The 24342-nt window shown below is 63.4% G+C and carries 30 protein-coding genes; 9 read left to right on the top strand and 21 right to left on the bottom strand.

Features of this window, described 5'->3' with window-relative positions:
• The first annotated feature begins 123 nt into the window (after positions 1 to 123).
• On the top strand, positions 124 to 1581 hold the full coding sequence (locus tag ACKLNI_RS06625) for a winged helix-turn-helix domain-containing protein (protein ID WP_413718265.1): 1458 nt from the start codon (positions 124 to 126) through the stop codon (positions 1579 to 1581).
• Between the two features lie 138 nt (positions 1582 to 1719).
• On the opposite strand, the gene ACKLNI_RS06620 is transcribed toward ACKLNI_RS06625, so the two are convergent.
• Together ACKLNI_RS06620 and ACKLNI_RS06615 are read right to left on the bottom strand one after the other, a co-directional pair.
• The gene (locus ACKLNI_RS06620; RefSeq protein ID WP_413718264.1) at positions 1720 to 2091 is read right to left on the bottom strand and encodes a YybH family protein; all 372 of its coding nucleotides are present in this window, start codon (positions 2089 to 2091) and stop codon (positions 1720 to 1722) included.
• A 174-nt stretch (positions 2092 to 2265) separates the two neighbouring features.
• The gene (locus ACKLNI_RS06615; protein ID WP_413718263.1) at positions 2266 to 2781 is read right to left on the bottom strand and encodes a c-type cytochrome domain-containing protein; all 516 of its coding nucleotides are present in this window, start codon (positions 2779 to 2781) and stop codon (positions 2266 to 2268) included.
• Between the two features lie 31 nt (positions 2782 to 2812).
• Here ACKLNI_RS06615 and ACKLNI_RS06610 point away from each other — a divergent pair, with 31 nt between their 5' ends.
• On the top strand, positions 2813 to 3391 hold the full coding sequence (locus ACKLNI_RS06610) for a hypothetical protein (protein WP_413718262.1): 579 nt from the start codon (positions 2813 to 2815) through the stop codon (positions 3389 to 3391).
• A gap of 235 nt (positions 3392 to 3626) precedes the next feature.
• Positions 3627 to 4061 (top strand): YaiI/YqxD family protein, encoded by a 435-nt coding sequence (locus ACKLNI_RS06605; RefSeq protein ID WP_413718261.1) that lies wholly within the window; start codon positions 3627 to 3629, stop codon positions 4059 to 4061.
• Here the strand turns inward: ACKLNI_RS06605 and ACKLNI_RS06600 are convergent.
• Entirely contained in the window at positions 4051 to 4680 is a 630-nt protein-coding gene (locus tag ACKLNI_RS06600) for an outer membrane protein (protein ID WP_413718260.1), read from the bottom strand. The two genes, ACKLNI_RS06605 and ACKLNI_RS06600, sit on opposite strands and share 11 nt — an antisense overlap.
• Before the next feature lie 107 nt (positions 4681 to 4787).
• Entirely contained in the window at positions 4788 to 5576 is a 789-nt protein-coding gene (locus ACKLNI_RS06595) for a LytTR family DNA-binding domain-containing protein (RefSeq protein ID WP_413718259.1), read from the bottom strand.
• Positions 5577 to 5692: 116 nt separating this feature from the next.
• Here ACKLNI_RS06595 and ACKLNI_RS06590 point away from each other — a divergent pair, with 116 nt between their 5' ends.
• Together ACKLNI_RS06590 and ACKLNI_RS06585 are read left to right on the top strand one after the other, a co-directional pair.
• The gene (locus ACKLNI_RS06590; RefSeq protein WP_413718258.1) at positions 5693 to 6667 is read left to right on the top strand and encodes a DMT family transporter; all 975 of its coding nucleotides are present in this window, start codon (positions 5693 to 5695) and stop codon (positions 6665 to 6667) included.
• A gap of 15 nt (positions 6668 to 6682) precedes the next feature.
• Positions 6683 to 7597: an alpha/beta fold hydrolase gene (locus tag ACKLNI_RS06585; protein WP_413718257.1), complete on the top strand. Its 915-nt coding sequence runs from the start codon at positions 6683 to 6685 to the stop codon at positions 7595 to 7597.
• On the opposite strand, the gene ACKLNI_RS06580 is transcribed toward ACKLNI_RS06585, so the two are convergent.
• The 6 genes from ACKLNI_RS06580 to ltnD all read right to left on the bottom strand — a co-directional run bounded on the left by ACKLNI_RS06580 (position 7594) and on the right by ltnD (position 13155).
• Positions 7594 to 8832 carry an MFS transporter gene (locus tag ACKLNI_RS06580; protein WP_413718256.1) on the bottom strand — a complete coding sequence of 413 codons (1239 nt, stop codon included), beginning with the start codon at positions 8830 to 8832 and terminating at the stop codon, positions 7594 to 7596. The genes ACKLNI_RS06585 and ACKLNI_RS06580 overlap by 4 nt on opposite strands.
• A 78-nt stretch (positions 8833 to 8910) precedes the next feature.
• Complete coding sequence (locus ACKLNI_RS06575) at positions 8911 to 9555, bottom strand: GntR family transcriptional regulator (RefSeq protein ID WP_413718255.1); 645 nt, start codon at positions 9553 to 9555, stop codon at positions 8911 to 8913.
• Between the two features lie 54 nt (positions 9556 to 9609).
• On the bottom strand, positions 9610 to 10371 hold the full coding sequence (locus ACKLNI_RS06570) for a hydroxypyruvate isomerase family protein (protein ID WP_413718306.1): 762 nt from the start codon (positions 10369 to 10371) through the stop codon (positions 9610 to 9612).
• Positions 10371 to 11018, bottom strand: coding sequence for a 3-oxo-tetronate 4-phosphate decarboxylase (gene otnC / locus ACKLNI_RS06565; RefSeq protein ID WP_413718254.1), 648 nt, complete (start codon positions 11016 to 11018; stop codon positions 10371 to 10373). Before otnC ends, ACKLNI_RS06570 begins: the two co-directional genes overlap by 1 nt.
• Positions 11015 to 12253 (bottom strand): 3-oxo-tetronate kinase, encoded by a 1239-nt coding sequence (gene otnK / locus ACKLNI_RS06560; RefSeq protein WP_413718253.1) that lies wholly within the window; start codon positions 12251 to 12253, stop codon positions 11015 to 11017. Before otnK ends, otnC begins: the two co-directional genes overlap by 4 nt.
• Positions 12253 to 13155 (bottom strand): L-threonate dehydrogenase, encoded by a 903-nt coding sequence (gene ltnD, locus ACKLNI_RS06555; RefSeq protein WP_413718252.1) that lies wholly within the window; start codon positions 13153 to 13155, stop codon positions 12253 to 12255. Before ltnD ends, otnK begins: the two co-directional genes overlap by 1 nt.
• A gap of 122 nt (positions 13156 to 13277) precedes the next feature.
• On the opposite strand from ltnD, the gene ACKLNI_RS06550 reads away from it, so the two are divergent.
• Positions 13278 to 14282 (top strand): LacI family DNA-binding transcriptional regulator, encoded by a 1005-nt coding sequence (locus ACKLNI_RS06550; RefSeq protein WP_413718251.1) that lies wholly within the window; start codon positions 13278 to 13280, stop codon positions 14280 to 14282.
• Between the two features lie 9 nt (positions 14283 to 14291).
• Here the strand turns inward: ACKLNI_RS06550 and ACKLNI_RS06545 are convergent, their stop codons facing one another.
• The 4 genes from ACKLNI_RS06545 to ACKLNI_RS06530 all read right to left on the bottom strand — a co-directional run bounded on the left by ACKLNI_RS06545 (position 14292) and on the right by ACKLNI_RS06530 (position 16891).
• The gene (locus ACKLNI_RS06545) at positions 14292 to 14435 is read right to left on the bottom strand and encodes a hypothetical protein (RefSeq protein WP_413718250.1); all 144 of its coding nucleotides are present in this window, start codon (positions 14433 to 14435) and stop codon (positions 14292 to 14294) included.
• A 129-nt stretch (positions 14436 to 14564) separates the two neighbouring features.
• Positions 14565 to 14993 (bottom strand): GFA family protein, encoded by a 429-nt coding sequence (locus ACKLNI_RS06540; protein ID WP_413718249.1) that lies wholly within the window; start codon positions 14991 to 14993, stop codon positions 14565 to 14567.
• Positions 14994 to 15122: 129 nt separating this feature from the next.
• Entirely contained in the window at positions 15123 to 15686 is a 564-nt protein-coding gene (rsmD, locus tag ACKLNI_RS06535) for a 16S rRNA (guanine(966)-N(2))-methyltransferase RsmD (protein WP_413718248.1), read from the bottom strand.
• The gene (locus ACKLNI_RS06530) at positions 15683 to 16891 is read right to left on the bottom strand and encodes an NAD(P)/FAD-dependent oxidoreductase (RefSeq protein WP_413718247.1); all 1209 of its coding nucleotides are present in this window, start codon (positions 16889 to 16891) and stop codon (positions 15683 to 15685) included. The genes rsmD and ACKLNI_RS06530 overlap by 4 nt, the downstream gene beginning before the upstream one ends.
• Before the next feature lie 80 nt (positions 16892 to 16971).
• Between ACKLNI_RS06530 and ACKLNI_RS06525 the strand changes: the two genes are divergently transcribed.
• Positions 16972 to 17463 (top strand): redoxin family protein, encoded by a 492-nt coding sequence (locus tag ACKLNI_RS06525; protein WP_413718246.1) that lies wholly within the window; start codon positions 16972 to 16974, stop codon positions 17461 to 17463.
• Between the two features lie 104 nt (positions 17464 to 17567).
• On the opposite strand, the gene ACKLNI_RS06520 is transcribed toward ACKLNI_RS06525, so the two are convergent.
• The 5 genes from ACKLNI_RS06520 to ACKLNI_RS06500 form a co-directional block, all read right to left on the bottom strand.
• On the bottom strand, positions 17568 to 18428 hold the full coding sequence (locus ACKLNI_RS06520; RefSeq protein ID WP_413718245.1) for a mechanosensitive ion channel family protein: 861 nt from the start codon (positions 18426 to 18428) through the stop codon (positions 17568 to 17570).
• Positions 18429 to 18434: 6 nt separating this feature from the next.
• Positions 18435 to 18722, bottom strand: a complete 288-nt coding sequence (locus tag ACKLNI_RS06515; RefSeq protein WP_413718244.1) for a 4a-hydroxytetrahydrobiopterin dehydratase — start codon at positions 18720 to 18722, stop codon at positions 18435 to 18437.
• Positions 18719 to 19897, bottom strand: a complete 1179-nt coding sequence (locus tag ACKLNI_RS06510) for a GNAT family N-acetyltransferase (protein ID WP_413718243.1) — start codon at positions 19895 to 19897, stop codon at positions 18719 to 18721. Before ACKLNI_RS06510 ends, ACKLNI_RS06515 begins: the two co-directional genes overlap by 4 nt.
• Before the next feature lie 63 nt (positions 19898 to 19960).
• Positions 19961 to 20719: a glycerophosphodiester phosphodiesterase family protein gene (locus ACKLNI_RS06505; RefSeq protein ID WP_413718242.1), complete on the bottom strand. Its 759-nt coding sequence runs from the start codon at positions 20717 to 20719 to the stop codon at positions 19961 to 19963.
• Positions 20716 to 21180 carry a RidA family protein gene (locus tag ACKLNI_RS06500; protein ID WP_413718241.1) on the bottom strand — a complete coding sequence of 155 codons (465 nt, stop codon included), beginning with the start codon at positions 21178 to 21180 and terminating at the stop codon, positions 20716 to 20718. The genes ACKLNI_RS06505 and ACKLNI_RS06500 overlap by 4 nt, the downstream gene beginning before the upstream one ends.
• A 225-nt stretch (positions 21181 to 21405) precedes the next feature.
• Between ACKLNI_RS06500 and ACKLNI_RS06495 the strand changes: the two genes are divergently transcribed.
• Entirely contained in the window at positions 21406 to 22152 is a 747-nt protein-coding gene (locus ACKLNI_RS06495; protein WP_413718240.1) for an MlaA family lipoprotein, read from the top strand.
• Positions 22142 to 22744, top strand: coding sequence for an MlaC/ttg2D family ABC transporter substrate-binding protein (locus tag ACKLNI_RS06490; protein ID WP_413718239.1), 603 nt, complete (start codon positions 22142 to 22144; stop codon positions 22742 to 22744). The genes ACKLNI_RS06495 and ACKLNI_RS06490 overlap by 11 nt, the downstream gene beginning before the upstream one ends.
• 27 nt (positions 22745 to 22771) lie before the next feature.
• Here the strand turns inward: ACKLNI_RS06490 and ACKLNI_RS06485 are convergent, their stop codons facing one another.
• Both ACKLNI_RS06485 and mnmC2 read right to left on the bottom strand, forming a co-directional pair.
• On the bottom strand, positions 22772 to 23650 hold the full coding sequence (locus ACKLNI_RS06485) for a DMT family transporter (RefSeq protein ID WP_413718238.1): 879 nt from the start codon (positions 23648 to 23650) through the stop codon (positions 22772 to 22774).
• On the bottom strand, positions 23647 to 24318 hold the full coding sequence (gene mnmC2, locus ACKLNI_RS06480) for a tRNA (5-methylaminomethyl-2-thiouridine)(34)-methyltransferase MnmC2 (protein WP_413718237.1): 672 nt from the start codon (positions 24316 to 24318) through the stop codon (positions 23647 to 23649). Before mnmC2 ends, ACKLNI_RS06485 begins: the two co-directional genes overlap by 4 nt.
• Positions 24319 to 24342 lie beyond the last annotated feature (24 nt).

Raw genomic sequence — 24342 nt, 5'->3', positions numbered from 1 at the left:
TCCAAGCTCCTTTTTCTGATCGTGTTCCGGAGTTGTTTCGTCTTCACCGGATAAGAGTTAGTCTGCGGCAGCGAAGTTTTGGCGTCTTGAAATCGATCTGAAATTTTTAGGAAATTACCGGCCATGATCAGGGTTGGAGAGTGCCAATACGATCCGGCGGCGGAAATGCTCCTGGACAAGGATGGCAAGGTGCTACCGCTTCGTCGGAAGTCCATCCAGACCCTTTCCATCCTGGCCGAAACGCCGGGGCAGCTGGTGGGCAAGGACGCGATCGTGTCTCGTGTCTGGGCGGGCGTCACCGTAACCGATGAAAGCCTGTCGCAGTGCATCCGGGATATCCGAAAGGCTCTGGGCGACGATGCGCGGCAGATCATCCAGACCATTCCGGGGCGAGGCTTCCTGCTCGTGGCAACCCCGACGACGGCTGGTCCGCCAAGTGGGATGCCGGTCATCAGTGTGCGCGCCATTGAAATCCGCTCGGGCGGAGAGGAGGCCCTGCATCTCGGCGAACGCATACGCCAGGAGATCGTTCGTTCAATCTCGCGCCGAGCCGGAATTCGAATAGCGACGGATGCGTCGAAATCCGGAGATTTCGACTATGTCATTCGCGGCACGATCAGCAGCCGAAACAACGTCCTCGACGTATTCATGGAGATCGAGGAAACCGGTGGGCGTGGCATTTTCTTCGCAGAGGTCTTCGAACTTCTTGACCAGCCCAGGGAAGAGTTCGTCGCGCGCCTCGCGCGGAAGGTCACGAACGTGCAGCGCGTTTCAGCCATAGCCCATTTCGGAAAGAGGCTTCTCTCAGAGCCGGATGAGACGCTCGACCTGCAACAACTCCTCCAGAAAGCGGCCTACCACTACTCGCGAATTACAACTGCAGATACGGGTGCGGCGGAACGTATTCTGACGCATGCAACCGAGCGATTTCCTGAAAGCCCAATGGCCCTGGCGATGTTGGCGGCGACATATGTTCACATGTATCCCCTCATCGCGATCGATCGCAGCCAGCACCGCGTTCAGGAAGCGATGGAGATCGCGGAGCGCGCGGTTTTCGCCGGTCCGGAGGTGGATTTCGCAATGCGTACACGCGGCAATCTCAAGTTCTGGCTGCAGCAGGATATCGACGGCGCCCTGGCCGATTGTCATCGGGCGATGGCCATCACGCCGAACTTCCAGCTGGCGCATTTGACGCGGGTGCAAATCGACCTGTTCAACGGAGAGGTGGACGCGGCACGAACCCGCTTCCAACAACACATTGAAGTCGATATCGCGCTGCCACAATATCACTACTTTCAGACACTTCTTTCAATTTTCGCCCTCCACGACGGAGACATCGAGAATGCACGGCGGCATGCGAGAGAAGCTGTCGAGTTCGCACCTTGGTCGGATTGGGGAGCCCTCGTCTTGTCGTGCACCCATGCCGATGATCCGGCGACGCTGCCACGCGGATTGTCCGACCGGATCCGGGCTTCGAAGCTTGCGTCGACGCATTTCGAGATGCTTCCGAGCAAGACGCCGGCATTTCTTGCATCCTTGGCTGACCTCGCTCGCAAATTCACCTCTCGTTCAACCCGCTGATCGAGTGTGAGCGCGAGGATGCTGATGCCCAAAGTGGAGGCGCGGGCAGGCGTCTATCCTCTTTCGCGCGCCAGGGGTGGCGCGTGGACGCCCGCATCGGGTCTTTTCAAGCCTTCTTCACCGGGTAACAGGGCAAGTTCAGTGGCCGAGAAGAGCCGCTCCATCGGGACTGTCGATCACGTATAGCCAGGTACCGTCCGATTGCTTTCTGGCGACTTCGACACTCACCCCCGTGACCTTGTCACCACCTGCCGTCGTCAGTGTCCACCCGTTCTGGACAAGGGCAATATCGCCGGTCTCGAAAGCGACCTGGCTTTCGAATTCAATGACAGCACCGGAGTCGATATAGCCTTGCAGGACAGGACGGATCTGCTCTGCCCCTTTGTACGTTCCATGGTGGTTCGGAAATACCGCGCCCTCTTCGTACAACGCCATCAGGCCATCGATATCGCCTGCGGAAAAACATTCTGAAAATAACCTGATCAGATCAGTCGGGCTGAGTGCCGCCATGTCACTTCTCCATTTCCTGTGAACGCTACGCGCGGGCGGCGCTTGAAGAAAGAACTATCTCGTGACTACCGCCGTCGAAGATGCGCGCCGACACCGATGCCTGCCCGATCAGATCCGAGGTCGAGACCCGGCCACCCTGCTTTCCTGAACCAATCTTCAAACTTCGGCTGCGGGCTACCGCGCGCCATTCCGATTGGGCATACCGGCGGCTATCCAGCTTTCGATCAAGGCAATCTGGTCGTCCGGCAGCGGGCGGCTGAGAAACGGCATGCGGGGCGTGCTCTCACCGCGCAATCGACGGATCAACTCACTGCCCGATACGTCTCCGGGCACCATGACCGGACCCCGCTCGCTTCCGGCAAGCGCGGCCTCATAGTCGTCCAGCCGGAGACCCTTTGAAGCTCCTGCAACCTCCGAGTGACACATCACACATCGCTCTGTGAGAATTGCGCTCACTTCAGCCCAATCCGGAATGTCCGTGCCTTCGGATTGCGCAGCAAGCGGCGTCAGAAGCGCGGCGATCAAGAACGACAAACCTACCCGGATGATGTTCCTCCAAACCTGCTCCTCGCGGCCTCGACCGCGGCTCGCGACGGTTCTTTCAGTATAGGCGATCTCCCGGTCGAAGTCTGAGAGCGAAGAAAATTTCTCGTTTTCGTGATAAGATGGCAATGCCGATATGAGTCTCATGCTCGCCAAACTCGGCATTTGGGAGGAAAAAATGAAGAAGACGTCAATCCTGGCGCTGCTCGCTGCCTTGGCACCGATTTCGGTCCTGGCCGATGAAGTCGATCTTGAAGCGATGCGCGCCAGCGTCGAAAAATACAAGGATATCAATGTGGCCTTGGCGGAAGGCTACATCACACCGGACAACCATTGTGTCTCTGCAGCGGGCGAGGGATTGCCCGCTGAACTTGGCGCGATGGGTATACATTACATTCACCCGGCGATGCTCAAGATCACGGGAACCGAACCGCGCGTAAATGGCGAGTCGACCTACACCGATTGGTCACAACCCTCGATCCTGATCTACGAACCGCAGGCAGACGGATCGCTCGAACTCGTTGCAGTTGAGAACCTTGTGTTCGAAGCCGCTTGGCAGGCAGCCGGAATGGGCGAAGCGCCGATGCTCAACGGTCGTATGTGGGATCATATGGCGGATGATCCGAACACGCCAGGCGATGAGGCCCATGGCTTCATGCCGCACTATGATCAGCACGTCTGGCTGTTCCGAGAAAACCCGATGGGCGTTCTGATGCCGTTCAACCCGAACGTAACCTGTGAGCACGCTGATAGCTGAAACCCATCAGCGTTGCGAAAAAGGGGTATCGAGGTGCAATATGCGCCTCGATACCTGCCGGATTATTGTTCCCGGCCAGGACAACGCTTTCGTATCATGATAGAAAATACCCTATAAACTGGCGATCCGAAGAACATCGGATGCCGCGCAAACCGAGTCATCGATTGGCCGCTCCGTCCGCCATTCGGTCCCACCGTCTCTTGCCACCGCGTCCCAACGAGGCCACCCTCTCCCCATGATCTATGTCGATGCAGATGCCTGCCCGGTCAAATCCGAGGTCGAGACCGTGGCCACCCGCCGCAAGGTGACCGTCAAGATGGTCTCGAACGGCGGCATCCGTCCCTCGCCCAATCCCCTGATCGAAAGCGTGTTCGTTTCCGAGGGCGCGGACGAGGCCGACAAATGGATCGCGTCGAACGCGGGCCCCGGCGATGTCGTCATCACGAACGACATCCCACTTGCAGCGAAATGCGTCGAGGCGGGCGCGAGAGTCCTGAAGCCCAACGGAGAGGCGCTGACGGCGGCGAATATCGGCAACGTGCTGGCGATGCGCGATCTTGCCGCCGATCTCCGCGCCGCCGATCCGTTCCGGCAAGGCGGCGGCCGGGCTTTCTCGAAAGCCGACCGCTCGCGTTTTCTCGATGCGCTCGAGCGCGCGCTCAGAACCTGAACGATACGCCGGCCAGAACGTCGAGCGTGTTGTAGTCGGCACTCAGCGTGGCTCCGCCCGGACCTGCCAGTGTAACCGAACCAGCATCGAAGTAGCGCAGCTCCCCGAAGGCCGAAAAGCGGTCCGTGACCGCATAGGACACACCGCCGAACGCCTGGAAGGCGAAGATACCGGTGTCGCTGTATTCCCCCGCGGCAGCGCCCGCCGGAACATCGAAGTCGATCTCGGTGACGACGCCGACACCGGCACCCACATAGGGTGTCAGGCGCCCTGTCTTTCCCAGGTTCCAGACGCCGTTCAGCATCAGCGCCGTAGACGCGAAATCGCCCCCGGCCGTCGCCCCGGCATCGCTGTCACCTGTGCGGTAGGTCCATTCCAGTTCGGCGGACACCGGCCAGCCGCCATACGCATAGCCTCCTGCAGCCCCCGCAATCGTGCCGGAACCGAAACCGACGCCGCTGTCCGTGCCCAAACCTGAAATCGTGATGTCGCTGTCCGAAAGCGCAGATGCCCCGCCATAAGCCTTGAGATAGAACCCTTCGGCCCATGCCGCCCCGGAGGCAACGGCCGACAGCAAACCGGCAAGCCCGGCAGCTTGAAACGTAGTCTTGAAGGTCATGTGACGTCCTTTGTCGAGAGAAACCATGACAGGCATCTCGGCCGCCCCGAACGTCCGGCAACACGGAATGCACGAGCGACGAGCGTTCATGCACGAGCGACGAGCCGTCACTTGGCCTTTTGCAGCGCTTGCAGGAATGCCGCCTTGTACCGCCGGCTGACAGGCAGGGTCTGGCCCGTGTCGAGCCGGATTTCCGCCTGCTCCTTCCGCGGGATCACCTCGCCCACGTGATCGAACTTCACCCAGTGCGACCTGTGAACCTGCAGCCCGCCCTCCCCGGCCAACTCTTCGACGGCCTTGCCGAAGGGATAGAGCACAAGGGCTTCGCCGCGCGGGGTGCGGACGCGTATGTAATGCAGCTCGGCAGAAACCGAGACCAGATCGTCGCCCAGTCCTTCGGGAACCTTGCTCCAGAACTCGGCTCTTCTCTCCTGTGCCGCCGACTCCGGCACGCGCCCCGGCTGCACCAGCCGCGGCGCGTTCACGGCCAGCCAGACCAGAACGACCGGAGGCACGATGCTGCTCAGCTCGGAGATCACCGCTCCCAGCATCGGCTGCACCCGCCCTCCGTCGGGATCGGGGAAAACGCCATCAAGGAAAAGCCCGACGGGCGTGAACAGCACGCCGCCGATGATGCCCGCCAGCACCACCTGCCAAACAGGAGCAAGAGAGGCCGCCCGAGGCAGCCATGATAGGAAGACCTGCACCGCCTGAAGGAGAGCGAGCGGCAACCCCACATGGACCGCCCAGAACAGCAGGCGGACACCTGACGAGAACCCCTCGGTCGCGCCGGGGTTAAGAAACCAGAACAAGGCGGTCAGCAGCATCCACGCGGACAGCAGATAAATTCGCCAAGGCAAGGCCGCCGATCTGGCTGTGTCCGGTTCCGTATCCATGCCTCTGTCTTAGGAGCCGTCCGGCTCCTGTCCAGCCGTCCATCCCTGCGGTGCGTACAACATGCATGGACTGGAGCGTTTTCCCGGCGTAACAGGGTGACGGAGACACACGCCCCATGACACTGACGGATGCAGAACGCTCGACACCGGTCGGCGCCATCTGGGCGCTTGTTGCCGTGCTGTGCTTTTCGACCAACGACGTCCTGGTCAAGTTCCTGTCCGGCGGCTACCCGCTCTACCAGCTCATCTTCTTCCGCACCCTTTTCGGTCTCGCTTTCATCCTCGCCGTCCTGGTTCCGCTGACAGGCGGGTCGCTGTCGATGCTCAAGACCCGCCGGCTTGGCACCCATATCGCCCGTGGCGCCTGCGTGGTCTTCGCAAATTTCTGCTTTTTCCTCGGACTTGCCGCCATGCCGCTGGCCGAGGCCGTGGCGATCTTCTTCATTTCGCCGCTCGCAATCTCGGTCTTTTCGGTCATCTTTCTCGGTGAAACAGTGGGCCCGCGACGCTGGGCGGCCATCGCGGCGGGGATGCTTGGCGTACTGATCGTCCTGCGCCCGGGCACCGAGGCGTTCCAGCTGGCGGCCCTGCTGCCCCTGGTGGCCGCCTTCGGCTATGCCACCCTGCACATCCTGACCCGCAAGATCGGCGGCACCGAGAACGCCACGGCAATGGCCTTCTACATCCAGGTGACGTTCTTCTTCTTCGCCGGTTCCGCTGGCCTTTTCCTTGGGGACGGCCGGTACGAGACTTTCGACCACCCGTCGATGGAGTTCCTCCTCCGTGCCTGGGTCTGGCCCTCGGGCTTCGATCTCGTGCTGATCGGCCTGCTCGGCATAACCTCCTCGCTCGGCGGTTTCACCATCAGCCAGGCCTACCGCCGCTCCGAGGCGGCCTATGTTGCGCCGTTCGAATACGCCGCCATGCCGCTGGCCGTTTTCTGGGGTCTGAGCATCTTCGGCGAGTGGCCGGATATCTGGGCCTGGACGGGCATCGCGTTGATCATGCTGTCAGGACTGATACTTGTATGGCGCGAAGCGGTTGCGCACCGGCGCGTCATGCGCGCGGCGACCCAGCCCAAACGGTACTGATCCGGAGCCCCGACCTTGGCCACGTATGTCCTTCTCGTTGCCCTTGCGATTGTCGCCCTGCCGTTCCTGGCAGAGGCGATGCGCCGGAGGGTCCGGCGACAGGACGCACCAGGAAAGTTCGCGGACCTGCCCGGAGGCGCCACCCATTACCGCTGGAGCGGACCGGAGGACGGGCCGGTCGCCATCTGCGTCCACGGCCTGTCCACACCTTCGTACATTTTCGCCGCGACCGAGCGCAGCCTGAGCGGGCTCGGCTACCGCGTCCTGACCTATGATCTCTATGGCCGCGGCTTTTCGGCCCGGACGCATGCGCGGCAGACATCGGCCTTCTTCATCCGGCAGCTGAACGCCCTGATCAAGGACCAGATGATCGACAGGCCCTTTGTCCTCGTCGGCTACTCCATGGGCGGCGTCATCGCCACCGCCTATGCCGCTGCGAACCGGGCCAGGGTCTCGGAACTCGTCCTGATCGCACCCGCGGGACTGACACCGGTCTACGACACCGTTGCCGGACGCATCTGGACGCTCCCCGTTCTGGGCGACTGGCTGACCCGCGTCTTCGGCGGCATGGCGCTTCGGCGCGAACTGGTCGAGCACCGCTCGAACGCCACCGTCATCCCCGATCTGGAGGACCGGCAGGCCTCCGAAACCCGCATGCGGGGGTTTCTGCCCGCTCTCCTGTCCTCGCGGCGCTACGCCCTGCGCGAGACATGCGACAACGATCACCGGATGCTCGGGCGCGAAGGCCTGCCCGTGCTGGCGATCTGGGGTGCCGAAGACCCGGTCATTCCGCTGACATCGATGGGCCGGCTGGCCGAACTGAACCCGGACGCGCACCATGTGCAGATCCCCGGTGCCGGACACGTCCTTCTTCAGACACACCCCGCGCAGATTGCCGAAGCCCTGCGTAAGTTTCTCTCGGACCGTTAGGCCGCCTGCGGCAGCCCGCGCTTTTCCTCGCGGATCGGCAGATGCACCAGCGCACTGAAGGCGCCGACCGCAAGACCAAGCCACCAGACCAGCGTATAGTCTCCGGTCGCATCATAAAGCCGCCCGCCCAGCCAGATGCCAAGGAAACTGCCCAGCTGGTGGCTGAGGAACACGAAACCGTAAAGCGTTCCCATGTACCTCAGACCGAAGAGATAGCCGACCAACCCGCTGGTCAGAGGCACGGTCGCCAGCCAGAGCGATCCCATGAAGACCGAGAACAGGATCACCGACATCGGCGTGATCGGGCTCAGGATGAAAACCGCACCGATGATCGTCCGCGCAGCATAGATGCTCGCCAGCAGGTACTTCTTCGGATAGCGCTGCCCCAGCCACCCGGCCATCAGCGTGCCGACGATATTGGCCAGCCCGATCACCGAGATCGCGACCGCGCCCAGCGCGGAGGTCGTCGTGACGCCCAGCGCATGCAGCGTACTGCCCGGCAGTATCGGCCCGCACATCTCGGTCACGAGCGCGGGGAAATGCGCCACGATGAAGCCCAGCTGGTAGCCGCAGGAAAAGAAGCCCATGAAGATCATCGCATAGGACGGATCGCGGAACGCGCGCGACAGGACGGTTCCCATGCTCTCTTCGATCTCGGTCTTGCTCAGAACCGGCGCACGCATGAAGGGAAGCGCGAAGAGAACGCCAAGGATCGCAGCCGCGAACACCAGGAAGACGGTCTGCCACGGCAGGAACGACAGCATCCACTCGGCCAGAGGCGCGCCGAACACCTGCCCCAGGGATCCCGCCGCCGTCGTCATCGCCAGCGCCATCGAGCGGTGCTCGTCCGAGGCGGACCGCGCCACGATGGCCAGGATCACGCCAAAGCCGGTACCCGCGATGCCCAGACCGACCAGAACCTCAAGGCTCTGGATCGCGAAAGGCGTCGTCGCGAAAGCAGACAGCACCAGGCCGGCGGCATAAAGAACCGCTCCGAAAAAGATCGCTTTCCTGTCCCCGATCTTCTCGGCAATCGCCCCGAAGATCGGCTGCCCGATGCCCCAGAACAGGTTCTGGATCGCGATCGCCATCGAGAACTCCGCACGCGGCCAGCCGAATTCCTCGGCGATCGGAATCTGGAAAACTCCGAACGCGCCGCGGATCGCGAAATTGACTGTGATGATCAGGCACGCCGCCAGAAGGATCGGCGTGACAAGGGCAGTGCGGTCTTTCATGTCGCGAGTTGCGCCCTTCGGCAGCGTCTCGTCAATCGCGAAATACTGATGGATCGGATCAGGTATACTGAAGAGACGCTAACCCGCCAGCATTCTAAGGCCCTGCGTCACATCCGTCCGCACCGCAAGGCGCAAGCCCGGCTCGTCACCGGCGCGCAAAGCCGCGAGGATCAGGCGGTGGTTCCCCGGCACCTCGGTCCGGTTCAGCCGCCCGTAGAGCTTCCGCATCGTGGGCCCAAGCTGCAACCAGACGGTTTCGGCCATGGCCAGCATGGCGGGAGCCTGGGCGCGCAGGTAGAGCGTGCGGTGAAATTCGAGATTGCGCTTGATGTACGCCACCGCGTCGCCCTTGCTGACGGCCTCGGCGATAGTGCCATTGATCGCCTGCAACCGGTCGATCAGCGCCAGGTGCGCGCGCGGCAACGCCCGGCTGGCAAGCTCCGTTTCGATCAGCGCGCGCAGCGCCGCCAGTTCCTCGATCCGCTCGTTGGTCAGCTCCGGTGTCGATACCCGGCCCGAGCTCGACAACGTCAGCGCGCCTTCCGCAACCAGACGCCGGACGGCCTCGCGGGCCGGCGTCATCGAGACGCCAAACTCCTTGCCGATCCCGCGCAGCGTCAGCGAGCGACCCGGCTCGATTTCCCCGTGCATGATCGTCGCCCGCAGGGTCCGGTAAACCCTGTCATGTGCGGAAGGAAGCGGATCGGCGGCGCGGCTCAGCATGGATCAAGTGTGATCACAAATGGCGCGCCAGGTCAATTGCGCCCGAAAGTGCGCTCAGCCGAAATCCGACAACCACCCAAGGGTGGCATCCGTTTCGCCGCCGGGCTTGTACTCTGCGCCGACGGGTGCAGACCAGCCCAGCGCCTCGATCGCGGAAAACACCATCCGATAATTGATCTCGCCATGATCCGGCGCACCGCGGTCGGGAACCGAGGCGAACTGGATATGCCCGATGATCGGCAAAAGCTCCCCGAGGCGGGTGACGATATCCCCCTCGGTCCGGCCCACGTGGTAGCAGTCGAACATCAGTTTCAGATTGGGGGCTCCAACGCTCTCGATGATCTCCTTCGCCTGCGAGGTCGTCTTCAGGAAATAGCCCGGCGCATCGTGCCGGTTCAGCGGCTCGATCAGCATCGTCATGCCATGAACCGCGCCCTGTTCGCAGGCATAGCGCAGGTTGGCCTCGTAGCACGCCCGCGCCTCGTCGCCCTCGCTGAACCCGGCCATGACATGGACCTTGCCCGCACCCACCCGCGCGCCATAGGCGATCGCCTCGTCGATCGCAGCGCGCGCCTCGACCTCGCGGCCCGGTAGCGCCAGAAGGCCATTGTCGCCCGCCGCCACGTCACCCCGCCGCGTGTTCAGCCCCAGCATAGGAAGTCCGGTCTCATCCAGAGCAGCGACCACCTCTTCGGATGGGACGTCATAGGGCCAGTGGCACTCGACGGCATCGAAACCGGCAGCCTTCGCGGCGCGGATCGCGTCCGGCAAAGGGCGATCCGCCCAGAGAAACCCGAGGTTGGCCGAAAACCGGATCATGCGTCCCACTCCACATCGAATTTCGTGACGACCGCGCGCACCTGCTCGGCGGTCAGCATCCGGGCCTCAACGCCCCGCAGCATCATCGCCAGCCGCGCCGTCTCTTCAAGTTCCTCGACCGCGTTGCAGGCCGCCTCGACGTCCTTTCCCGCGACCACCGGCCCGTGATTGGCCAGCATCACCGCACTGCGCTTGCCCGCAAGGCCGCGCACGGCCTCGCCCATCGCCGGATCGCCCGGCAGGAAGAACGGCAACAGCTTCACCTTGCCCAGCTTCATCACCGCATAGGGCGTCAGCGGCGGCAGGAAATCGTCCGCGTCGACCTCGGGCATCATCGACCACGCGACCGAATGGCAGGAATGCAGATGCACCACCGCACCGGCCGTGCTGCGGGTATCGTAGAACGCCGAATGCAGGGGCATCTCCTTGGTCGGCTTGTCCCCCGAGATCAGGTTACCCTTCGCATCGAAGCGCGACAGACGGCCAGGGTCGAGCCGCCCGAAGCTGGTTCCCGTCGGCGAGACCAGAAGGCCGCCATCCTCGGTCCGGGCCGAGATGTTGCCCGTGCTGCCATGGGTCATTCCCCGGTCAAACAGCGATTTGGCCAGAAGGCAGATTTGCTCGCGCAGCGCGGATTCCGTCATGTCCTGCCCTCCAGCACCGCGTCCGCCTTCTCAAAGAAATCCTCCGCCCCGAAGTTCCCCGATTTCAGCGCGACCACCAGATCGGGTCCGGCCCGCAGGGCGGGCACGCCCGGATCGATCTCGGGACCGATCTCCAGCATCGTCAGACCCAGCCCTTCGACCACGGCACCCGAGGTCTCGCCGCCCGCGGTGATGACGCGCGTCGCGCCGCCTGCCACCACAAGACGGGCCACCTCGGCGAAGAACGCCTCCAGCGCGTCGGCGGACCGCTCGCGCCCATATGCCGCCTGAACCTCGGCGACCGCCGCCGGATCGGCCGAACTGTAGGCCAGCGGCACGCCCTCGCCCGCCAGAAGCCAGTCCGCAATCTCCCGCGCCGTCAACCGGCCCTCGATCACCTCAGCCGCCACGATCTCGCGCGCCGGATAACTCGCCGCGTGCCGAGCCACCTGCGCACGCGTCGCGACAGAGCAGGAGCCGGACAGGACGACGCTCTTCCCGCCCTGCCCCGTCCACGGAACCTCGGCGGCGGTGCAGCCGAAATTCGCAGGCAGTCCCAGCGCCACCCCCGATCCGCCGGTGATCAGCGGCAATCCCTTCGCCGCCCGTCCGATCTCGACCAGATCCGCGTCCCGGATCGCATCCACAACGATATGCCTCTTGCCCGCAAGATGCTCGCGCTCAAGCGCCTCGGCGATCTGCCCGGCCCCGGCAAAGACATCGCGTGCCGCCACATGCCCGACCTCGTACCGCGTCTGGTACGCCAGCCAGCGACGGATATCGGCATCCGTCATCGGCGTCAGCGGGTGGTTCTGCATGCCGGACTCGTTCAGAAGCCGGTCATTCACGAACAAGTGGCCCTGATAGATCGATCGTCCCGTTCCCGGAAAGGCGGGACAGACAATAACCTTGTGGGCATCCAAGGCCTCGGCCAGCGCATCGGCGACGGGGCCGATATTGCCCTCGCGCGTGGAATCGAAGGTCGAGCAATACTTGAAGAAGATCTGCTCGCAACCCTGTGCCCGCAGCCACTCCAGGGCCGCCAGCGACTGCGCCACCGCCTTGCCGGGCTCGATGGAACGGGACTTCAGGGCAACGACACCGGCCTGGACATCCGCAGCGGCAGGTCCGTCCGGAACGCCGGTATACTGAACCGTGCGCATCCCCTGCTTGGCCAGCGTATTGGCCAGATCGCTGGACCCCGTGAAATCGTCGCCGATACATCCCAGCAGCATCAGTCTTCTCCCGGCAATGTCAGACCCACGTTTCGGGCATAGACCTTGGCCACGGCCGCATCGTCCTCATGCCCGAACCCCATCCCGGCAGCCGCCACGAATTGCTGCATCGCCGCCGCCGTGATCGGAGCACTGAACTTCGCCGTCCGCGCGATGTCCAGCACGATACCAAGATCCTTCGGCCAGATGTTCACCTGGCTGTGCGGCGTGTAATCCCCGGTCACGACATGGGGCGCGCGGTTCTCCAGCATCCAGCTCGTGCCCGCGCATTTGCTGATCACCTCCAGGAATTTTGCCGGCGAAACACCCTGCGTCATCCCGAAGGTCAGCGCTTCGGCCATGGCCGCTATGTGCACCCCGGCCAGCAACTGGTTGACGGCTTTCATCGCCGACCCGGCCCCGGCTTCATCGCCCAGTTCGAAGACCGTCTCGGCGGTGGCGTCCAGCACCGGGCGCGCCGCGTCAAAGGCCTCCGGCGAGCCCGCGGCCATGACCGAGAGAGCCCCCGCCGCGGCCTTCTTCGAGCCGCCCGAGATCGGCGCGTCCAGGTAGTGCACGCCGAAGTCGCGGCACCGGGCTTCCATCCTGCGGGCGAATTCCGGAGGGACAGTGGCACAAGCCAGAACAACGGCCCCCTTGCGCAGGAGCGGAACGACCCCTGCCTCACCGAACAGAACGTCCTCGGTCTGAGCCGCATTCAGTACCACCACGACCACCGCGTCGAGGGTCGCCGCGACGTCGACCATCGCTCCCTCTGCGCCGCCTTCGGCACGGAACCTGTCCATTTGCGCCGCGACAACGTCATAGCCATGCGTCAACAGACCCGCACGCAGACAGGACCGGGCCATGCCATATCCCATGGACCCCAGCCCAATGATGGCAATCTTCGCTTTTTCTGACATTTCCCCCACTCCACGGATGTGATTCTTGACCTGGCAACAGATTGCCGGTACCGATACCGGTATCGATACCGAAACCCGTACTCAGAGTCAATTTCCCAACCGCCAGAACGGACCGGACACACGTGACCACCGCGAAGAGAGCGACACTTGCCGACGTGGCCGCTGCCGCCGGAGTCAGCAAGATGACGGCATCCCGCGCCCTGCGCGGTGCCAGCGACGTCTCGCGATCCAGTATCGACAAAGTGCAGAAGGCCGCGCGCGACATCGGCTATGTGGGCAATCATCTTGCGATGTCGCTCTCCAGCAGGCGTTCCAATCTGATTGGCGTGGTCGTGCCCGGCCTGACGAACATCGTCTTCGCCGAGGTTCTCTCCGGGATTGCTGCCGCGATTGCGGGCAGCGGCATGCAGCCCGTGTTCGGAACCACCGACTATGACCCCGAACGCGAATACGACGTGATCCGGAACATGCTCTCGTGGAACCCCTCCGGTCTGATCGTGACGGGCCTCGACCAGCCGCAGGAAACCCGGCGCCTGCTGGCGGCCGCGGACATACCTGTGGTGCAGATCATGGACCTCGATGGCGACCCGGTGGATGCCTGCGTCGGCCTCTCGCACCATGCGGCAGGCGCCGCGATGGCGGAGGCCCTCATCAGGTCAGGGCGCCGTGCCTTCGGCTATGCCGGCTGCGGCCTCGAACGGGACACCCGCGCCCGAAAGCGTCTCGCTGGCTTCACCGAGACGCTCTCCCGCCACGGGTTGGCGTTCCGGGCAACGAAGACCCGCGAGACCTTGTCCACCACTGGGGCAGGCCGCGCCCTGACAAAAAGCCTCCTCGCCGAGGCGCCCGACCTGGACTGCATCTACACTTCGAACGACGATGTGGCAGCCGGCTGCGCCTATCACTGCATCGCAAGCGGCGTGCCTGTGCCGGAGCAGGTCCTGATCGCCGGTTTCAACGGCCTCGAATTCGTGGAGAACCTTCCCGTCCCCGTCGCAACGACGATCACGCCCAGGCGCGAGATCGGAGCCGAAGCCGCTCGGATCATCCTGACCTCGGGCGGCGGCGATGACCGCGAGACGGGCCGTCGGATCACGTTCACACCCAAGATTGAACTCGGCCTCTGACGCAACGCCTCAGTCCGGCAAATCGCTGACTTCCGCGCAGGCCGATGGCTCCGGCGACGCCCGCTCCGCGGCCCTTCGCCAACCGATCAGATGCTCCGGGACCCCGGCGCGGCAGGACAGGATATCGCTCACAAGCGGCCAGTCCGCCGCCATGCGTGGGCGCGGGCAAGGCCTCTCCACCGGGTCTTCGACAACCCATCTGCCAGGCAAAGCGCGATCCATGCGCACATGCTACGACGTTCACGCGGACCGCGCGACACCGGCCGCCCGGACTTCAGGCCACTACTCGGGAAGGGTCACTCCGCTGCCGCCCATCTCGGCGGGAATATCCTTCATCTTCGGAAGACCGTCCGCCATCGGCAAAACGGTCTCGGCATAGTGCACGTGCACACCCGGCGTGAAGGTCTGGGTCGGGATGGTCGCCGCATAGACGTCCATCAGGCCCCAAAGCGGATGATAGGTCATGACATGGCCGCCGCACTTGGTGCAGAACTGGCGATCGCTGCGCTCGGTCTTCATGAAGTGACCCAGATATTCCTCACCCTTGGTCACGCGCACATTCTCGTTCTTGAACAGCGTGAATGCGTTGACCGGACCGGCCGACCACGACCGGCAGGATTCACAGTGGCAATACCCCATCGCCTCGGGCGCCCCGGTCACTTCGACCTCGACCGCACCGCAAAAGCACGTCCCTTGCTGAGTTTCGGACATTGTTATTCACCCCCCTGTGACGCCGAACCGGCACGTCCCATGCGCTCGCGGCGGTGACCCACTCTACCACAAGAAGATGAAAATTTACGCATTTGGTTTGCGGAGCACAAAATAAGGAACGTTGTCCTGTCAGGCTTCCGCCCGCAAAAGCGTGATGACCGTCTCGCCGTAGCCCCGGGTTTCGATCGCCCGGAACCCCTCCGGCGCCTCCTGGGCGCCGCGTTCTTCCCAGATCACCAGCGCACCCGGCGCGATCCATCCGCCGGCCCGCAAGGCCTCCAGCGCCTTCTGACCCAGCGACTTGCCATAGGGCGGATCGAGAAAGACCAGACTCGCCGCCTCGCCTGCCAGCGCGCCCGGTTTCAGAGCGCTGCGCCGGATCACCCGGCAGTCCGCCTCGGCCCGCGCCTTGCGGATGTTCTCCGCAAGCAGACCAAGCGCCACCCGACCGTCTTCGATGAAACTGACCTGCGCCGCCCCCCGGCTGAGGGCCTCCAGCCCGAGAGCGCCGGTTCCGGCGAACACGTCCAGGACCACGGCACCGGGCACCGGATCGCCAAAGCCTCCATGTTCCAGAAGGTTGAACAGGCTTTCACGCACCCGGTCCGAGGTCGGGCGCAGCGCACGGCCAGGGTCGCCCTTCCCGACCGAGGCCAGGCCCAGACCCTTCATGCGTCCGCCGACGATCCTCACGGCTTCAGAAGCGCTTTCAGGTTCGCGTCGGGATCGGCAACGACCTCTGGGGCCACGCTCCGCCCCATCTCCAGAAGTCGCTTGCCCACCATGTAATCCCGCGGCGCGTTCACCGCGTCGACGGCAAGGAAGGTGTCTCCCCTGAAATACCAGTGACTGACCGCGTCATCCGTCTTGCGAACCACGATCCGGTCGTAGCCCGTGTTGAGACCGGCGATCTGCAGCTTCAGATCGTATTGGTCCGACCAGAACCACGGATAGGGCAGATAGGGCACTCCGGCCCCCAGCATGTTCGCGGCGACGGCCTGGGCCTGGTCAATGGCGTTCTGCACCGATTCCAGCCGCAAACGCCCGCCCTTGTAGGGAAATGAGGCGCAGTCTCCCGCGGCCCAGACGTCGGACGCGCTGGTCCGGCCCATCTCGTCGACCGCTATTCCGTTGTCACAGCCTATACCCGCCTCTTCGGCCAGCCGCGTATCGGGGCGGATCCCGGTGCCGACGATGACGAAATCGACGGCCAGTTCGCTCCCGTCAGTCAGCCGCGCACCGGTGACCACGCCGTCCTCGCCAAGAAGCCGCTCCAGCCCGACGCCCTCGCGGATATCGACGCCATGCGCCTGATGCGCGGCCCGGATTACATCCGCGGTCTCGGGGGCCGCAACGCGTCCGAGGATGCGCTCGGCCATCTCGACAAGAACGACCTGCAAGCCAAGTTTCGCGGCCACGGCTGCCGCTTCCAGCCCGATATAGCCACCGCCCACCACCAGAACGCGGGCATTCCGCGCAAAGAACGGCCGCATCCGGTCGATGTCGGCCAGCGACCGGACGGTGAAGACATGCTCCAGATCGCCCCCGATCGCCGCCGGCAGCCGGTTAGGTACAGACCCCGTTGTCAGCGCCAGCTGGTCATAGGACAGAACCTCGCCCCCCACCTTCACCGTCTTTGCTGCGGTATCCAGATGGCTGACCGGCTGTCCGAGTTTCAGCACGATATCCTTTTCGGAATAGATCGCCTCGGGTCGCAGGTAGAGCCGCTCCCGGGCCATGTCGCCCAAGAGATAGGCCTTGGAGAGCGGTGGCCTTTCGTAGGGCAGATCGGCCTCGGCGCCGACCAGGGTGACGGGCCCGTCAAACCCCTTGGAGCGCAACGTTTCAGCCAGCGTGGCGCCCGCCTGACCCGCTCCGACGATGACAATGCCGCTCATTGCGTTTTCCCTCTGGCGTCCCGGTCTTCTCGGCTTATATCGACCTTCAGCCAGAGGCAAACCAACAGGAAAGTACGAACATGGCAATGGTAAAGGTCGGGGACAGGCTCCCCGAGGTCACGCTCCCCTACCAGGTCGGAGACGAGGTGATGGAATTCGATCTCGGCGCAGGCCTTGCAGGCAAGAAGGCCGTGATCTTCGGAATGCCCGGTGCTTATACCGCGACCTGCTCGGCGGCGCACCTGCCCAGCCTGATCCGTACGGCGGATGCCTTCCGCGCAAAGGGCGTGGATGAACTGCTTGTCGTCGTGGTGAATGACGTGCGCGTGTGCGAACACTGGGGACGGACCTCGGGTGCGACCGGCAAGGGCATCAAGATCCTCGCCGACTGGAACTCGGAGCTGACCAAGGCACTTGGCCTCGAATTCACCGTGCCCGCCATCGGCTTCAAGGACCGGATGCAGCGCTGCGCGCTTTACGTCGAAGACGGCGTCGTGAAGGTGCTTCAGATGGAAGAGAAGATCGGCGCCTGCGACCTGACCACCGGCGAGACGCTTCTGGAAGCGATCTGACACCGGGGGGCCAGCCCCCCCCGGGCCCTCCGGGCCTCCCCCCGAAGTATTTTCGCCAAGAGGAACTGCAGGTTGCTTGAAGCTCTGCGGGTTCCCGAGGAGGGTCAGGCTTCCGCGGACTGTCCGATGACCGTGCGGGTCGGAAACGGGATCTCGATCCCCCCGGCATCGAAGGCTTCCTTCACCTCGCGCTTCATGTCGGCCTGGTACTGGAAATAATCCGGCGCCTTGACCCAGACCCGGACCAGGAAATCGACCGAGAAATCGCCCAGGTTGTTGATCTGGATGAACGGCTCCGGCTGGGACAGCGCGCGCGGATCGCTCAGGACGGTGTCGCGGATGATCCGCTCTGCCTCGGCAAGGTTGGTGCCATAGCTGACGCCGAACAACCATTCGGCGCGCCGGGTGTCGTAGATCGAGTAGTTCGTGATGACATTGCCCCAGACCTGCGAGTTCGGGATGATGATCTGCACGTTGTCGACCGACGCAAGCTCGGTGGTGAAGATCGAGATATCCTTCACCGTGCCCGACCTGCCGTTCACCTCGACGAAATCACCGACCTTGATCGGGCGGAACACGACCAGCATCACCCCTGCCGCAACGCCGCCCAGGACGCCCTGAAGGGCAAGGCCGATGGCCAGGCCGGCGGCACCCAGAAGAGCCACCAGCGAGGTGGTCTGAAACCCGAACTGCTGCAGGACGAAGATGATCGTCAGAGCAAGAATGCCATAGCGCGCCACGCTGGCCAGGAAACTGCCCATCGTCTTGTCGAAATGCCGCGAGCGGTCGGTCAGCTTCATGATCCGGCGCTTGACGAAACCGGCGATGAAGAAGCCGACGATCAGGATCACGGCGGCCAACGTCACCTGTCCGACGACCCCCAGAAGGAAATCGATCGTCAGCACGTCGCCGATGGTCGTGTCCGAGGTGAGTTTGAAGGCGAGCAGTTGGTCGAGATATTCCATGGGGGATCAGGCGTCCATCTTTTCGGCAAGTTTCAGGTCGAGCGCCGACAAACCATCCGCGTCGTGGGTCGTCAAGGTGACCTCCACCCGGTTGTAGACGTTGAACCACTCGGGATGATGATCGAGCTTCTCGGCATGGATCGCCATCCGGCTCATCCAGCCCCAGGCATCGATGAACGAGTTGAACCTGAAGGTCTTCCGAATTGCGTCCCGCCCTTCGATCAGCTCCCAGCCGCGCCCGGCCAGTTCGGCCAGAGCAGCGTCGCGCTCAGGCCCCGTCAACTTGTCTGTCATGTCGGTTCCTCCGTCACTTTCCGGAACGGGCCGTAGGAGGTCAGCACCTCGATGTCCTCCCCCACGGCCTTGCGCTCGGCTTCGAGATAGTCGGCCACCGCATTCGAGAACCCCGGATCGGCGATCCAGTGCAGCGAGTGGATCTCCACCGGCAGGTAGCCCCGCGCCAGCTTGTGCTCGCCCTGCGCGCCCGCCTCGACCCGGGACAGGCCGTGCTCAAGCGCGTAGTCGATGGCCTGATAATAGCAGAGTTCGAAATGCAGGCAGTCGTGATGCTCGACCGCGCCCCAGTACCGGCCGTACAGCACATCCCGCCCGATCAAATTCATGGCCCCGGCAACGGGGCGACCGTCGCGCAGCGCCAGGACCAGCAGGATATCGTCGCGCAATGTATCCTGGGCGATGTCGAAGAAGCGCCGTGTCAGGTAGGGCGTACCCCATTTGCGCGATCCCGTATCCTGGTAGAACGCCCAGAACGCGTCCCAGTGCTCGGGCTGGATCGCGTCCCCTGTCAGTTGCACGATCTCGCCGCCGAACTCCTGCGCGATCCGGCGCTCTCGGCGGATGGTTTTCCGCTTGCGGGACGAAAGCGCGGCGAGAAACGCATCGAAATCCGCGTAGCCGTCATTGACCCAGTGGTATTGCTGCGTGACACGGTGCAGCAGGCCCATTGCCGCACCGCGCTCGGCTTCCTCCTCGGTGCAAAAGGTGGCGTGGACGGAACTCAGCCTGTTCCGCGTCGCGATCTCCAGCGCCCCCTGCACCAGCGCGGCCATGCCTTCGCTCTCATGGCCAGGTGCGGTCAGGAACCGCCGGCCCGTCGCCGGCGTGAACGGCACCGCCGCCTGCAGCTTGGGATAATACCGTCCCCCGGCTCTTTCCCAGGCATGGGCCCAGTTGTGATCGAAGATATACTCGCCCTGGCTGTGACCCTTTGCATAAAGCGGCAGGACACCCAGCACGTCTTCCCCATCGCGCGCAACAAGATAGCGCGGCTGCCACCCGGTCCCGGTTCCGACCGAACCGCTGTCTTCCAGCGCCTTGAGAAACCTGTGAGTGGTGAAGGGATCGAAAGGCCGCCCGCCATCGGCGGTTTCCGGGCAGGCGCAGCGATCCCAGACCTCGGGCGAGATCTCGGCCAGCGAATTCAGAACGGAAATCTCGATATCGGCCAAGGTGCCGGCCCCAGTTCTCTTTCAGGTAAACCTGTGCGCTGATCCCCGGAAATCAAGCGTCGTTCAGGCCAGATAGCCCTCGAAGGTCACGTTGTCTGCAATCCGCCGTGCCGCTGCCTCGTCCTCGGGCGAGCGGATCGTCCAGCACAGGATCGCCGCACCCTCCGCTTTCAGCTCGGCAACCCGAGGCATCGACAGATGGCGGTGATTGTGACTGATGAAACAGGCCGCGACCTTCTCATAGTCCGGAATTCGCTCCAGTTCAGCAAGGTAGTCCGGCTTCGCCGGCCACTCATCGTCCTTCAGGAAGGCCTCGGTCGTCAGACCGCGAGGACGGTTGGGCAGCAAAGTCTGCATGGCCGCCACGCTGTGCGGGTTGAATGACATCAGCGCGACATCGCCCGCATAGCCCTCAAGCGCAGCGGCAACCGCCACCTCCAGTTCCCCGACATCCGGGCCAAGCGCCCCATCCTGATCCTTGATCTCGATGAGAAGCGGAACCCGGCCCGCTACGATCTGCAGGATCTCGTCCAGACGGGGGATTCCCTCGTCACTTCCGTTCAATCTCACCTCGGACAGCGTGTCCGCCTGTATGTCCCTTACCTTCCCCCTGGCGGGAGTCAGTCGCTCAAGATCGTAGTCGTGAAAGACTATGGCCTGCCGGTCGGCGCTCATCTGGATGTCGATCTCGATTCCATAGCCCGATGCAACGGCCGCCCGCACGGCGGCGCGCGAGTTTTCGGGCCGACCGTCTCGGATATCGTGCAGCGCCCGGTGCGAAATTGGCGCTGCAAGCAGACTTGCTGGCAGAGTGCGCGTCATTCGAGTTCGAAAATGCCCTCGATTTCCACGGCAACCCCCAGGGGCAGCGCACCCGCGCTGACGGCCGAACGGGAGTGCCGTCCGGCTTCGCCAAGAACCGCGACCAGAAGGTCCGAGGCTCCGTTCACGACTTTCGGCTGCTCGGCGTAATCGGGCGTCGAATTGACGAAGCCGGTCAGTTTAACCACCCGCTTCAGGCGGTTGAAATCACCGCCACAAGCGGCTTTGGCCTGGGCCAGAAGTGATAGCGCGCACCGCGCGGCAGCCCGCGCGCCAGCCTCGGTGTCCAGGTCTGCTCCCACCTTGCCGGTGATCAGCGTGCCGTCTTCCGCGATGGAAATCTGACCGGACACGAAGACAAGCTTTCCGCTCACGACGTAAGGAATATAGTTTGCGGCCGGCGCAGGCGCGTCCGGCAGTTTCAGCCCGAGTTCGGACAGTTTCGCATCGATATGACTCACGGAGCACCTCCCATTCCGCTTTCGGCCGGACGCACGAATTGTGCACTTGCCTATCGGTTAGCCATGGGCGGCACTCAGGCGCAACAACGTTTTTCGATTTCACGGACTCTTTCGTCCCATACCATGTAAATCCCCGGAAATTCGATTATGTGAGTCCCTTGAAGCCGGGATCGATTCACCGGCACGGTAGTCCAAAGGCCTTTTTTGATGCCAAAGTCAGTGGGGATGTTCGTACTTGTTGCCGCGGTCGGTCTGACCGCGTGTTCGGTGCCCGATACGCCGGTGGAAATTCACGACCCGTACGAATCCGCCAACCGTGCCAGCCATGCCTTCAACAAAGGTGCCGACAGGCTGTTCTTCAAACCCGCAAGCCAGGTTTACGGGACGATCGTTCCCGGTCGTGTCCGTACAAGCCTCTCGAATGCAGCCGGCAACCTCGACACACCGCGCAGCGTCGTGAACGACATTCTGCAGGGTCAGGGCGAAGACGCCGTCCACAACACCTTCCGGTTCCTGATCAATACGACAATGGGCATTTTCGGCCTGTTCGACCCGGCCAGCGGTTTCGGCCTGGAACCGCGTGAGACAGGCTTCGGCGACACTCTTGCGGTCTGGGGTGCGCAGGAAGGCGCCTATATAGAACTGCCCCTTCTCGGCCCCTCGACCGAGCGCGACGCGATCGGCCAGTTCGTCGATATCCTCGCGAACCCGATTGGCACGGTCCTCGGCGACGATGGCGATGAAATCGCGGCATCGACGTCCCTGCCGTCCGTTCTGAATTCGCGGTACGAGTTCTCCGACACCGTGGACGGAATTCTCTACGACAGCGCCGACAGCTACGCGCAACTCAGGCTCTTCTACCTGGAAAGCCGCCGGTTCGAGCTTTCTGGGCAGACATCCGCCGGTAACATGTTCGACCCCTATGAAGACCTCTACGATGAGGTCTATGAAGGACTTTATGATGAATTTTGATCCCTCGCGCCGCGTTATTCTGGCCGGCCTGCTCTCCGCCACGTCGGTTCTTGCGGCACCCGGCGCATTCGCATTGTCCGAATCCGAAGCCCGCAAGCTGATCGACACCGCCGTGGCCGAGATCAACAAGATCATCAACTCGGGCAAGTCCGAAAGCCAGATGTACGGCGATTTCGAGCGCATCTTCCGCAAGTACGCCGACGTGCCGACCATCGCGCGCTCCGCGCTGGGCCCGCCGGCCCGGGAGGCGTCATCGAGCCAGATGAACGCCTTTACCGATGCCTTTGCCGGCTACCTCTCGCGCAAATACGGCAAGCGGTTCCGCGAGTTCATCGGCGGTCAGATCGAGGTGAAAAGCGCCCGTGCGGTGAAGACCTTCCAGGAGGTTCAGGCCGTCGCGCTCCTCAAGGGCCAGCCGCCCTTCGAGATCAGCTTCATGGTCTCCGACCGGTCCGGCTCGGACAAGTTCTTCGATCTGCTGATCGAAGGCATCAGCCTTCTGAAATCCGAACGTGCCGAGATCGGCGCCATGCTGGACAAGCGGCGCGGCGATATCGACGGGCTCGTGTCCGATCTGAAAAAAGCGGGCTGATCGCTCCCGGCTGCACGGGGGCGCGCGTCAGCGCCCCCTCTGCGCGGCCACATGCGCGCGCCACAAGGCAAAAATCCCTGCCAAGACGATGATCGCCGCTCCCAGGACAAGGTTCGCCTTCACTTCCTCGCCGAAGAGAAGGATGCCGATCGCCGAAGCGAAAACCAGCTGGAAATAGGCGAAAGGCTGCACGGCGCTGGCCTCGGCAACCTCGTAGCACTTGATCAGAAGCCAGTGACCCGTGGCCCCGGTCATGCACAGGGCAAGCATCCAGATCCAGTCGGGCGGCGTCATCGTTTCCCAGTTCGGCAGGCCGACCACCGTCATCACCGCGGCACCCACCGTCCCGGTCCAGAAAAAGGAGGTCGCCGTCGTGTCCAGCCGCGCGGCATAGCGCGTCAGCAACCCGTACAGCGCGAACATCAGCGACGAGACCAGTGGGATGATCGCCAGCGGATTGAACACGCCTGCCCCCGGCTGAAGAATGATCAGCATTCCCACGAAGCCGACAAAGATCGCCAGCCACCGCCGCCACCCCGCCTTCTCGCCAAGAATCGGCCCGGCCAGCGCGGCGACCAACAGGGGATAAGACGCGAAGATCGCATGGCTCTCGACCAGCCCAAGATACACGAACGCCTGCACGGCCACGCAGATTTCGGCGGCCAGAAGCACACCCCGGAACGCCTGCAGCAAGGGCTGCTTCGTCGCAGCCGCCGCCTTCAGTCCGCCGGCCTTGCGCACGGCGATGGCGATCACGAAGGCGGCGAAGAACCAGTAACGGATCATCACGACCATCAGGGTGTTGTAGTTTTCCGCAAGGTGGCGCGAGATTCCGTCCTGCGCGGCAAAGACGAAGGTTGTCAGGATCATCAGGTAGATGCCCTGCCGGTTCGATTGTTCCGTCATGCCAGCCGCGCCACCGTCATGTGGCGTTTGCGGCCAAAGCCCGCTCGCCGTTCAACCTCGAAACCGGCCGCCTCCAGCGACCGGCGCACATGGCCCGCCGCGGAATAGGTCGCGGCCGTACCGCCGTGGGCGGTGTGCCGTGCCACCTCGGCCAGCAGTCCGGGTTCCCACAGTTCGGGATTCTTCGCCGGAGAGAAGCCGTCGAGAAACCATGCATCCGCCCGTCCCGGCCATCCCGCCAAGGTATCGCGCGCATCGCCCACGATGACCGAAAGCTCAAGTTCCGCGGTGCGGACATGCGTTCCGCGGTCTGCCAGAACCTCCAGAACCGGCCCGGCGATGGCCTTCAGGTCAGGATAGACCGCCAGCGCCCGGACCATGTCATCGACATGCATGGGGAATCGCTCGAAGGTCGTGAAGCGAAGCACACCCGCAGAACCGGCCTGACGCCACGCCTGAAGAGCCGTGAACAGGTTCAGCCCGGTTCCAAAGCCCAACTCCGCGATATGGAACCCGTCGCGGAACCGCTCGGGCAGGCCATTGCCCGCAAGAAAGACATGCCGCGTCTCCTCGCGCCCGTCGGCCAGCGAAAAATACGGGTCGTCGAAGCGTCGCGCCACGGGCACGTCGCCGTTCCAATCAAGTTCCGGATGCTGGTCCTTGAGCACGGTCTGTCCTAGAAGGAGTCAAAT

The sequence above is a fragment of the Silicimonas lutimaris genome (genome assembly GCF_047314965.1).
Lineage (GTDB): Bacteria > Pseudomonadota > Alphaproteobacteria > Rhodobacterales > Rhodobacteraceae > JAVJUV01.
This window is presented reverse-complemented; position numbering and strand designations above follow the sequence as displayed.

Bases quoted from the DNA above. Each gene is read 5' to 3' on its own strand.
- ACKLNI_RS06620 (WP_413718264.1), bottom strand. From the start codon at position 2,091: ATGGCGGCACTCAGCCCGACTGATCTGATCAGGTTATTTTCAGAATGT.
- ACKLNI_RS06625 (WP_413718265.1), top strand. From the start codon at position 124: ATGATCAGGGTTGGAGAGTGCCAATACGATCCGGCGGCGGAAATGCTC.
- ACKLNI_RS06595 (WP_413718259.1), bottom strand. From the start codon at position 5,576: ATGGATACGGAACCGGACACAGCCAGATCGGCGGCCTTGCCTTGGCGA.
- ACKLNI_RS06540 (WP_413718249.1), bottom strand. From the start codon at position 14,993: ATGTCCGAAACTCAGCAAGGGACGTGCTTTTGCGGTGCGGTCGAGGTC.
- ACKLNI_RS06505 (WP_413718242.1), bottom strand. From the start codon at position 20,719: ATGACGCGCACTCTGCCAGCAAGTCTGCTTGCAGCGCCAATTTCGCAC.
- ACKLNI_RS06590 (WP_413718258.1), top strand. From the start codon at position 5,693: ATGACACTGACGGATGCAGAACGCTCGACACCGGTCGGCGCCATCTGG.
- ACKLNI_RS06605 (WP_413718261.1), top strand. From the start codon at position 3,627: ATGATCTATGTCGATGCAGATGCCTGCCCGGTCAAATCCGAGGTCGAG.
- otnK (WP_413718253.1), bottom strand. From the start codon at position 12,253: ATGCTGCTGGGATGTATCGGCGACGATTTCACGGGGTCCAGCGATCTG.
- ACKLNI_RS06575 (WP_413718255.1), bottom strand. From the start codon at position 9,555: ATGCTGAGCCGCGCCGCCGATCCGCTTCCTTCCGCACATGACAGGGTT.
- ACKLNI_RS06490 (WP_413718239.1), top strand. From the start codon at position 22,142: ATGAATTTTGATCCCTCGCGCCGCGTTATTCTGGCCGGCCTGCTCTCC.
- ltnD (WP_413718252.1), bottom strand. From the start codon at position 13,155: ATGTCAGAAAAAGCGAAGATTGCCATCATTGGGCTGGGGTCCATGGGA.
- ACKLNI_RS06580 (WP_413718256.1), bottom strand. From the start codon at position 8,832: ATGAAAGACCGCACTGCCCTTGTCACGCCGATCCTTCTGGCGGCGTGC.
- ACKLNI_RS06520 (WP_413718245.1), bottom strand. From the start codon at position 18,428: ATGGAATATCTCGACCAACTGCTCGCCTTCAAACTCACCTCGGACACG.
- ACKLNI_RS06515 (WP_413718244.1), bottom strand. From the start codon at position 18,722: ATGACAGACAAGTTGACGGGGCCTGAGCGCGACGCTGCTCTGGCCGAA.
- ACKLNI_RS06545 (WP_413718250.1), bottom strand. From the start codon at position 14,435: ATGGCGGCGGACTGGCCGCTTGTGAGCGATATCCTGTCCTGCCGCGCC.
- ACKLNI_RS06600 (WP_413718260.1), bottom strand. From the start codon at position 4,680: ATGACCTTCAAGACTACGTTTCAAGCTGCCGGGCTTGCCGGTTTGCTG.
- ACKLNI_RS06485 (WP_413718238.1), bottom strand. From the start codon at position 23,650: ATGACGGAACAATCGAACCGGCAGGGCATCTACCTGATGATCCTGACA.
- otnC (WP_413718254.1), bottom strand. From the start codon at position 11,018: ATGACGGAATCCGCGCTGCGCGAGCAAATCTGCCTTCTGGCCAAATCG.
- ACKLNI_RS06610 (WP_413718262.1), top strand. From the start codon at position 2,813: ATGAAGAAGACGTCAATCCTGGCGCTGCTCGCTGCCTTGGCACCGATT.
- ACKLNI_RS06615 (WP_413718263.1), bottom strand. From the start codon at position 2,781: ATGAGACTCATATCGGCATTGCCATCTTATCACGAAAACGAGAAATTT.
- ACKLNI_RS06525 (WP_413718246.1), top strand. From the start codon at position 16,972: ATGGCAATGGTAAAGGTCGGGGACAGGCTCCCCGAGGTCACGCTCCCC.
- ACKLNI_RS06495 (WP_413718240.1), top strand. From the start codon at position 21,406: ATGTTCGTACTTGTTGCCGCGGTCGGTCTGACCGCGTGTTCGGTGCCC.
- ACKLNI_RS06530 (WP_413718247.1), bottom strand. From the start codon at position 16,891: ATGAGCGGCATTGTCATCGTCGGAGCGGGTCAGGCGGGCGCCACGCTG.